At 74.0% G+C, this 7,195-nt stretch carries 6 protein-coding genes; 2 read left to right on the top strand and 4 right to left on the bottom strand.

Features of this window, described 5'->3' with window-relative positions; translation table 11 throughout:
- Positions 1–1,254: hypothetical protein (locus C1J00_RS45630; RefSeq protein WP_102912932.1), on the top strand; the 1,254-nt coding region annotated here is incomplete at its 5' end.
- An 88-nt stretch (positions 1,255–1,342) separates the two neighbouring features.
- Here C1J00_RS45630 and C1J00_RS34720 read toward each other — a convergent pair.
- The 4 genes from C1J00_RS34720 to C1J00_RS34705 form a co-directional block, all read right to left on the bottom strand.
- Positions 1,343–3,442: a xanthine dehydrogenase family protein molybdopterin-binding subunit gene (locus C1J00_RS34720; RefSeq protein ID WP_102912931.1), complete on the bottom strand. Its 2,100-nt coding sequence runs from the start codon at positions 3,440–3,442 to the stop codon at positions 1,343–1,345.
- The gene (locus C1J00_RS34715; protein WP_102912930.1) at positions 3,439–4,443 is read right to left on the bottom strand and encodes an FAD binding domain-containing protein; all 1,005 of its coding nucleotides are present in this window, start codon (positions 4,441–4,443) and stop codon (positions 3,439–3,441) included. The genes C1J00_RS34720 and C1J00_RS34715 overlap by 4 nt, the downstream gene beginning before the upstream one ends.
- On the bottom strand, positions 4,440–4,970 hold the full coding sequence (locus tag C1J00_RS34710) for a (2Fe-2S)-binding protein (protein ID WP_102912929.1): 531 nt from the start codon (positions 4,968–4,970) through the stop codon (positions 4,440–4,442). The genes C1J00_RS34715 and C1J00_RS34710 overlap by 4 nt, the downstream gene beginning before the upstream one ends.
- A 111-nt stretch (positions 4,971–5,081) precedes the next feature.
- On the bottom strand, positions 5,082–6,248 hold the full coding sequence (locus C1J00_RS34705) for a hypothetical protein (RefSeq protein WP_102912928.1): 1,167 nt from the start codon (positions 6,246–6,248) through the stop codon (positions 5,082–5,084).
- A gap of 574 nt (positions 6,249–6,822) precedes the next feature.
- Here C1J00_RS34705 and C1J00_RS34700 point away from each other — a divergent pair.
- Positions 6,823–7,195 (top strand): ATP-binding protein (locus C1J00_RS34700; protein WP_102912927.1); only part of this gene is annotated, 373 nt, incomplete at its 3' end.

Below are 7,195 nucleotides of genomic sequence, written 5' to 3'. Positions count from 1 at the left end.
ACGCAGGCCGCTCCACCCGCCGAGGACTGGCTGGATCCCGCCGAGGCGCGGCCCGCCACGCCCGTCCCGGACCGGACGGAACAGGCGGAGGAGCACTCCCGGCCCGCCCACACGGACACCGCCGGCCCGGACGAGACCGATCCGCCCCCGGGGTCCGGTACCGGCGATACCGACCAGCCGGCGCGGCCGTTCGTCATCCGGTCGCTCGACGACAACCCGGTGGAACTCCGGCCCGGCTCCGGCCCGGCCTCCGGCGCGCCGTACGGTGACGCCGTCAGCGACCTGGTGCAAGCGGCCGTGGCCGACCGGCCGCTGGAGGAGGTCGTCGACCTCATCGTCTCGCTGGAGGAGTCGCCCGACCATACGCAGGCGAGGGTCGACGCGCTCCGCACCGCCGGGGTGAGCCGGTCCGTGGAGGACGTGTCCCGGCTGATCGCCCTGCTGACGAAGCCCCCGCGGGAAGCCGAGTGCGCCGACGAGGCGATCCGGGCCGCGGCCGCCCATCGGCCGGTGGAGGAGGTCACCCGGCTGGTGACCCTGCTGCACAAGGAGCCGCAGGAGCCCCACGTCCGCGAGGAGGCACTCCGTGCGGCCGCCACCGGGCGGTCCGTCGGGGAGCTGGTCGAGCTGATCGACCGCCTCGGCCTGGAACGACTGGACCGCAACGGCCGTCACCAGAACGGGACTTCACGCACCGAGGGCGAGACCGGTCAACCCGCGACGCCCGGCCGGCCGGGCAAGCGCCGTACGGCACGCCCGGACACGGACCGCGAGACCCACCGCACTCTCGACCACTCACCGCCGGACCAGGAGCGTGCCACGGACCGGTTCGCCCGGTCCGTGTCCTGGTCGGGCTGGCTCGCCGCCCTGGCCCTCGCCGTGTGCGCGGTGGTCCACTTCCCGGTGCAGCGCGGCGACGCGTCCCTGCGGATGCACGCGTTCGCCCTCGGCCTGTCGGTGCTGTGCACGGTGCTGGCACTGCTGCTGGCGCTGCGCCCCGTCGCGCTGGTGCTGGCCGGGGCGGTGCTGGTGCCCACAGTGCTGGCCGGGGCCCAGGCGTACGGGAGTTCCTTCCCGTCGGCGTCCCTGTCCCGGGCCGTCGACCTGGCGCTCGCCCCGCCGTGGCTGGCCGCCTCGGTCGCCGGGTGCGCGGCGCTGCTGTCCCTCGTCGCGCTGGTCTTCCGGGTGCTGGCGCCCATCGCCGCCCGGCAGTGGGCGGCGGCGCCCTCGTCCGAGGCGGGCATGATGGACTGAGGCCGTCCGAGGCGGGCAGGACTGAGTGAGCCCGTCCGTGGCGGGCATGACTCAGTGATGTCTCGGCCGGGCTCCGGCCGACGGCCCTTCAGGTCCAGCGGTCGAGCAGCCCGGTCAGCACCCGGTCCGGGGTGAGCGGGAGTTCACGCAGGCGGACGCCCGTGGCGTGGTGCACCGCGTTGCCGATCGCCGCGGCCGTCCCGACGATGCCGATCTCTCCGATCCCCTTGCTGCCCATGGGGTTGAGACGGGAGTCCTCCTCGTCGAGCCAGTGCGCCTCGATCCCGGCGACGTCGGCGTGCACCGGCACGTGGTACGACGCGAGATCCGACTCGGTGAAGTCGCCGAACGCGGCGTCCATGGTGCTGCCCTCGGTCAGCGCCATGCCCAGGCCCATCGTCATGCCGCCGACGAACTGCGAGCGCGCCGTACGGGCGTTGAGGATGCGGCCTGCCGCGTACACCCCGAGGAGCCGGCCGACGCGGACCTCGCCGGTGACCGTGTCCACGGCGACCTCGGCGAAGTGCGCCCCGAAGGCGTGCCGCGCGAACTCGCTCTCGGAGTCCGCCGCGCCCGTCGTATCGGCGCGGACCTCGAGGCCCTGCGCGGGCAGCGGCCCCGCATGCCCGGCCAGCCGCCCGGCCAGTCCGGCACAGGCCTCGTGCACCGCCCAGCCCCAGGAGGCGGTGCCGGACGAGCCGCCGGCCAGCGGCGCCGACGGGAGTTCCGTGCTGCCGACCTCGATCAGAACCCGCTCCAGCGGCACTCCGAGGGCGTCGGCCCCCACCTGCGCGAGCACCGTCCGGGCGCCCGTCCCTATGTCGGTGGCGTTGATCCGCACCAGGAACGAACCGTCGGGCAGTGCGCGCGCCGTCGCCGTCGACGGCCCCACCATGACGGGATACGTCGCCGCCGACACACCCGTCCCCAGCAGCAGAGGGCCTTCCCGGCGGACGCCCGGGCGGGGATCTCGCCCGGCCCAGCCGAAGCGCCGGGCGCCCTCGCGCAGACACTCGACCAGGTGCCTGCTGCTGAACGGCCTGCCACTGTCGGGCTCGACGCCGGGTTCGTTGCGGATGCGCAACTCGACAGGGTCCATGCCGAGTTCGGTGGCGAGTTCGTCCATGGCGGACTCCAGCGCGTACATGCCCGGCGCCTCGCCCGGCGCCCTCATCCACGACGGGGACGGCACGTCCAGTGCCGCGACCCGGTGCACCGTACGGCTGTTGGGCGCGGCGTACATCACCCGTGCGGGCACCGCCGCCTGCTCCACGAACTCCTTGATGCGGGAGGTGTGCGTGGTGACCTCGTGCACCAGGGACGCGAGACGGCCGTCCGTATCGGCCCCGAGCCGCAGCCGGTGCAGGGTGGGCGCGCGGTGTCCGACGACGGCGGGCAGGCAACGGCGCGGCAGGGCCACCGTCACCGGCCGCCCCGTCTCGTGTGCCGCCATGGCGGCGAGCACCACGTCCGGCCGCGGCGTGCCCTTGGACCCGAAGCCGCCGCCGACATGCTCGGCGGTGACGACGATCCGCTCCTCGGGCAGGCCGAACAGCCCGGCGAGCGCCGCCCGCACGGCACCGGTGCCCTGGCTGGAGGTGTGCAGGATGAGCCGGCCGTCCTCCCATCGGGCGGTGCTGGTGTGCGGCTCCATGGGGTGGTTGTGCAGCGGCGGCACCCGGTACGCGACGTCCACCCGGGCGGCCGACGACCCGAACGCCCCGTCGGGGTCGCCCTGTTCACGGAGGGCCGGATGACCGCCGTTGGCGTCCTCGGGCACGTACACACCCGGGTGCGAGGCCGTGAGGGTCACGTCGTGCTCTTCGGCGTCGTAGGCGACGCGGACGGCGGCGGCACCGGCGCGGGCCGCCTCCAGGGTCTCGGCCACCACCAGGGCCACGAACCAGCCCCGGTGCGGAACCCGCGCGTCCTGCAGCAACACGAGCGTTGGATCGTCCGGTTCCGCGAGCCGCGGCGCGTTCTCGTGGGTGAGGACGGTGAGGACTCCGGGCATCTCCAGGGCGGCCGCCGTGTCGACGCCGGTCACCCGGCCCCGGGCCACAGTCGACGGCACGGGCCAGGCCTGGGCCCGGCCGGGGGAGTGGAACTCGGCGGCGTAGCGCGCGGTGCCGCCGACCTTCTCCCGTCCCTCCCGGCGCTCGGCGGGAGCGCCCACACTGCCGGTCATGAGGCCCTCCCGGTGAGCGCGGCGTCCGTGAGCCGGGACAGCACGTCCACGGCGAGATTGCGGGCGAGCGGCACCTTGTAGGCGTTGTCCCGCAGCGGCTGCGCGGCGGCCAGTTCGAGATCGACGGCGTGCTCGAACGCGGCCCGGGTCGGAGCCGCGCCCAGCAGTGCCTCCTCCGCCCGCCGAGCGCGCCAGGGCCGGTGCGCCAGTGCCCCGAAGGCGAGCCCCGCGTGCCCGATCACCCCGTCCTCCAGGCGCAGGACGACGGCGACGGACGCGAGGGCGAAGGCGTACGAGGCCCGGTCGCGCGCCTTGCGGTACGCCGACGACAGCCCGGCCGTGGCAGCCGGGAGGACCACGCCGGTGACCAGTTCGCCGGGACGGATCTCGGTGTCCTGCTCGGGCCGGTCCCCGGGCAGCCGGTGGAAGTCCGCCGCCGCGACACTCCGGGCCCCCTCGGGCCCGACGAGTTCGACACGCCCGTCGAGAGCGGTGAGGGCCACGGCCATGTCCGAGGGATGAGTGGCGATGCAGTGCGCGGAGTGCCCGAGCACCGCGTGATCGCGGTGGACTCCGTCCCGTGCTCCGCAGCCGCTGCCCGGCTCGCGTTTGTTGCACGGCTTCGACAGATCCTGGAAATACGGGCACCGGGTGCGCTGGAGCAGGTTCCCACCGGTCGTCGCCGCGTTGCGCAACTGCCCGGAGGCACCGGCGAGAACGGCCTGCGACAGCGCCGGGTACCGGTGGCGGACGAGAGGATGGGCGGCGAGGTCGCTGTTGCGGACCATGGCCCCGATGCGCAGCGCACCCCCGGGCAGCTCCTCGACCGAGTCCAGGGGCAGCCGGGTGACGTCGATCAGGGCGGCGGGGGCCTCGACGCCGAGCTTCATCAGGTCGACGAGGTTCGTGCCGCCACCGAGGTAACGCGCTCCGGTGCGGGAGGCGTACGCGGAGGTCGCCTCCTCGACGCTGCCGGCGCGGACGTAGGCGAACTCCTTCACGAGATCACGTCCTCCACGGCCTCGGCGATCCGCGGATACGCGCCGCACCGGCACAGGTTGCCGCTCAGCCGTTCCCGGATCTCCTCGCGGTCCAGCGGCACCGGCTCGCCGGAGGGCGCCGCCGGGGCGGTGACGTGCGAAGGGTGACCGGCCGCCGCCTCGGCGAGCACGCCGGCGGCGGAACAGATCTGGCCCGGGGTGCAGTAGCCGCACTGGAAGGCGTCCCGCTCCAGGAAGGCCCGTTGCAGGGGATGCGGTTCCTCCCCGTCGCCGGAGAGGCCCTCGACGGTGGTGACCTCGCAGCCGTCTAGGGCGACCGCGAACAGCAGACAGCTGTTGACGCGCCGCCCGTCGACCAGGACCGTGCAGGCTCCGCACTGGCCGTGGTCACAGCCCTTCTTGGCGCCCGTGAGGTCGAGATCCTCCCGCAGGAGGTCCAGCAGGACCCGGCGGTGATCGACGGTGAGTGTGCGGGGTTTGCCGTTGACGCGGAGAGTGGTCGGCGAGTGGTGCTGGAGGTTGCCCATGTCGTGGAGGACCTTCCCGGGCGGGCCGTGATGCCGTACGGACCGCGTATCCAGAAGGGCACGACTGACACCTGCGCCCCACGAGGGTGATGATGCTCCTGCCCCTGAGCCCTACTGCTCCGACGGCACGCGTCGGTCGGCGGTCCCTTCGTCGGCGGTCCCTTCGTCGGCGGGCGCGGGCGCGGTCGACGGACGCTTGACCTTGAAGCGTTCGAACGTCCGTGTGAGCTGCTGGAGCGGGGACGCGGCCGGCGGGGCGGTCGGCTGGGGTCTGGCGGCAGCGATCTCGGCGGACTCCTGGTAGGCGGCCAAAGCCTCATGGGCGCTTTCGGCCGCCTCCCGGTACAGATCACGGGACTTCGTCATGGCCTCCAGCGCCTCGGCGTACATGGCCACCAGACCGCGCTGGCGATCCAGCTCCTCCTGGAGCGTCAGAAGGTGCCAGTCCTCGCGCAGCGCGGTGAGGGCGTCCTCGGCGCCGTCGGGCAGGGGCCTGGGAAGCGCGGCGAACCGCGTCACCGCGTCGACGAGGTCGGCCGGCTTCGAACCGTCGAGGAACACCGCGCGCACGGAGAAGTCCTCGGGGTCGTAACCGTCCGGCGCGGGGACGCCCGGCAGCACCACCGCTCCGCCGCGCGGCACCTCGACACCGGAGTCCCGCAGGGCCCAGTTCAGGCCGCGCAACTGCTGCGGGGCGGCGTGATGCTCCACCACCCGGTGCCGCAGGCCCGGCGGCAGCCACTGCGCCAGCGGCCTGCGCCCCCGGTCGTCGGTGCTCATCGCCTCGTGGACGACCACGTGGATGTGCCATCCGCCGCGCACCGCGTTCCTCAGCAGGCGGCGGATCTCCTTGTCGTCCTTCGGCAGCGGGTTGATCTCACCCGGGATCAGGCGCGTGGCGGTGTCCTGGTCCCAGGCGGTGTCCGGCTCCTGCGGCCAGAACAGGCCGGTGGGGGAGGGCCACGCGTGGTCCCACGGCTGCTCGGCCTCGGCGACCAGCAGCCACTCCTGACCGGCCCCTTCGCCCACGGCGGGCTTCAGGCTCAGCCGGGCGCGCACGGTCACGTCGTCGCCGACCCGCCAGCGGGCCTCGAAGACCCGCTCAGCCGGGGCGGTCTCGTCCGGGGGCAACTCCTGGAAGTCGTCGATGGCCTGACTGTCCTTGCGCTGCTGCAACGAGCGCCGGAGAACGTCTTCCGCGTTACCCGGGGCGTGGCGGCCGCGCGCCGGCCACACCGTGGCGGGAGTCATGGGGCGGGCGGTGAGGGAAGTCTGCATGGGTCCATCTATGAGCGGGGGTACGTGCGTCTGTCAGTATCGTCGCCGCAGGCCGTCGGGTGCTACCCGGGGTCGCACCCGACGGCGCGCGCCGGTGAGGTACGTGTCGATGGGCATCACCTCCCGGGCTGGCCGCGGCGTGTGCCGTCGGTCCTGCGCACTCCTACCCGTGTCGGCGTGTGCCATGTGACGCAGGGTCGGCGGCGTGTGGCGACCGTCCGGCGCGACAGGGCACCGGACAGCGCGGTCCGGCACCCCGCGGCGCTCGGAAGTGGTGCCCGTCGCACGGGATGTGCGCCATGCGCGCGGGGTGTGCGCGTCGCGCGCGCATCCGGAGAGCTCACGCGTGGCCCGCGCGCCGCGCGGTCCCGACAATGGTGCGCACGAGCAGGGCCCGCCCACCATCCGCATCGGGGCGGGTCCTGCTCACCGCGCCGGGAGCGGGGCGCCGTTGAGCGCTCCGGTTCCCGCCCGAGCCCCGGCGCCGGGTCTCCTCAGGCCTGACCGGACGGGGGCCGGGTACACGGTCCGTGCACAAGCCGACGGGTGGACGCAGGAGAGGGGACCGGGGGCAGTGGCGGTGAAGGCGATGGGCTGGGCGCATTCGTTCCGGATGTCCGGAGGCGTACGCGCAGGGCGGGAGTGGACACGCAGGCGTCTCGGGTCCCTGCCCTGGGCCGATACCGAGCCGGACACGGTGGACGCCATCGTGCTCGCGGTGTCGGAGCTGATCACCAATGCGCACCTGCACGCGCACAGCGACGCGCACCTGGTCCTCACATGGGATGGCGACTGCCTTCATGTCAGCGTCCACGACGAGGACCCGACCCTGCCGCGCCAGCGCGACCCGGAGCCGGGCGAGGTCTCCGGCCGTGGAGTGGCGATCGTGCGCACACTCGCCGACGAGTGGGGGATGAGGTGCCAGCGGCACGGGAAAACGGTCACGG

This window comes from Streptomyces cahuitamycinicus, from assembly GCF_002891435.1.
Lineage (GTDB): Bacteria > Actinomycetota > Actinomycetes > Streptomycetales > Streptomycetaceae > Streptomyces > Streptomyces cahuitamycinicus.
Note: the sequence above shows the minus strand (reverse complement) of the source record. Positions and strands in the feature narration are given on the sequence as shown.

Bases quoted from the DNA above. Each gene is read 5' to 3' on its own strand.
- C1J00_RS34720 (WP_102912931.1), bottom strand. From the start codon at position 3,442: ATGACCGGCAGTGTGGGCGCTCCCGCCGAGCGCCGGGAGGGACGGGAG.
- C1J00_RS34710 (WP_102912929.1), bottom strand. From the start codon at position 4,970: ATGGGCAACCTCCAGCACCACTCGCCGACCACTCTCCGCGTCAACGGC.
- C1J00_RS34705 (WP_102912928.1), bottom strand. From the start codon at position 6,248: ATGCAGACTTCCCTCACCGCCCGCCCCATGACTCCCGCCACGGTGTGG.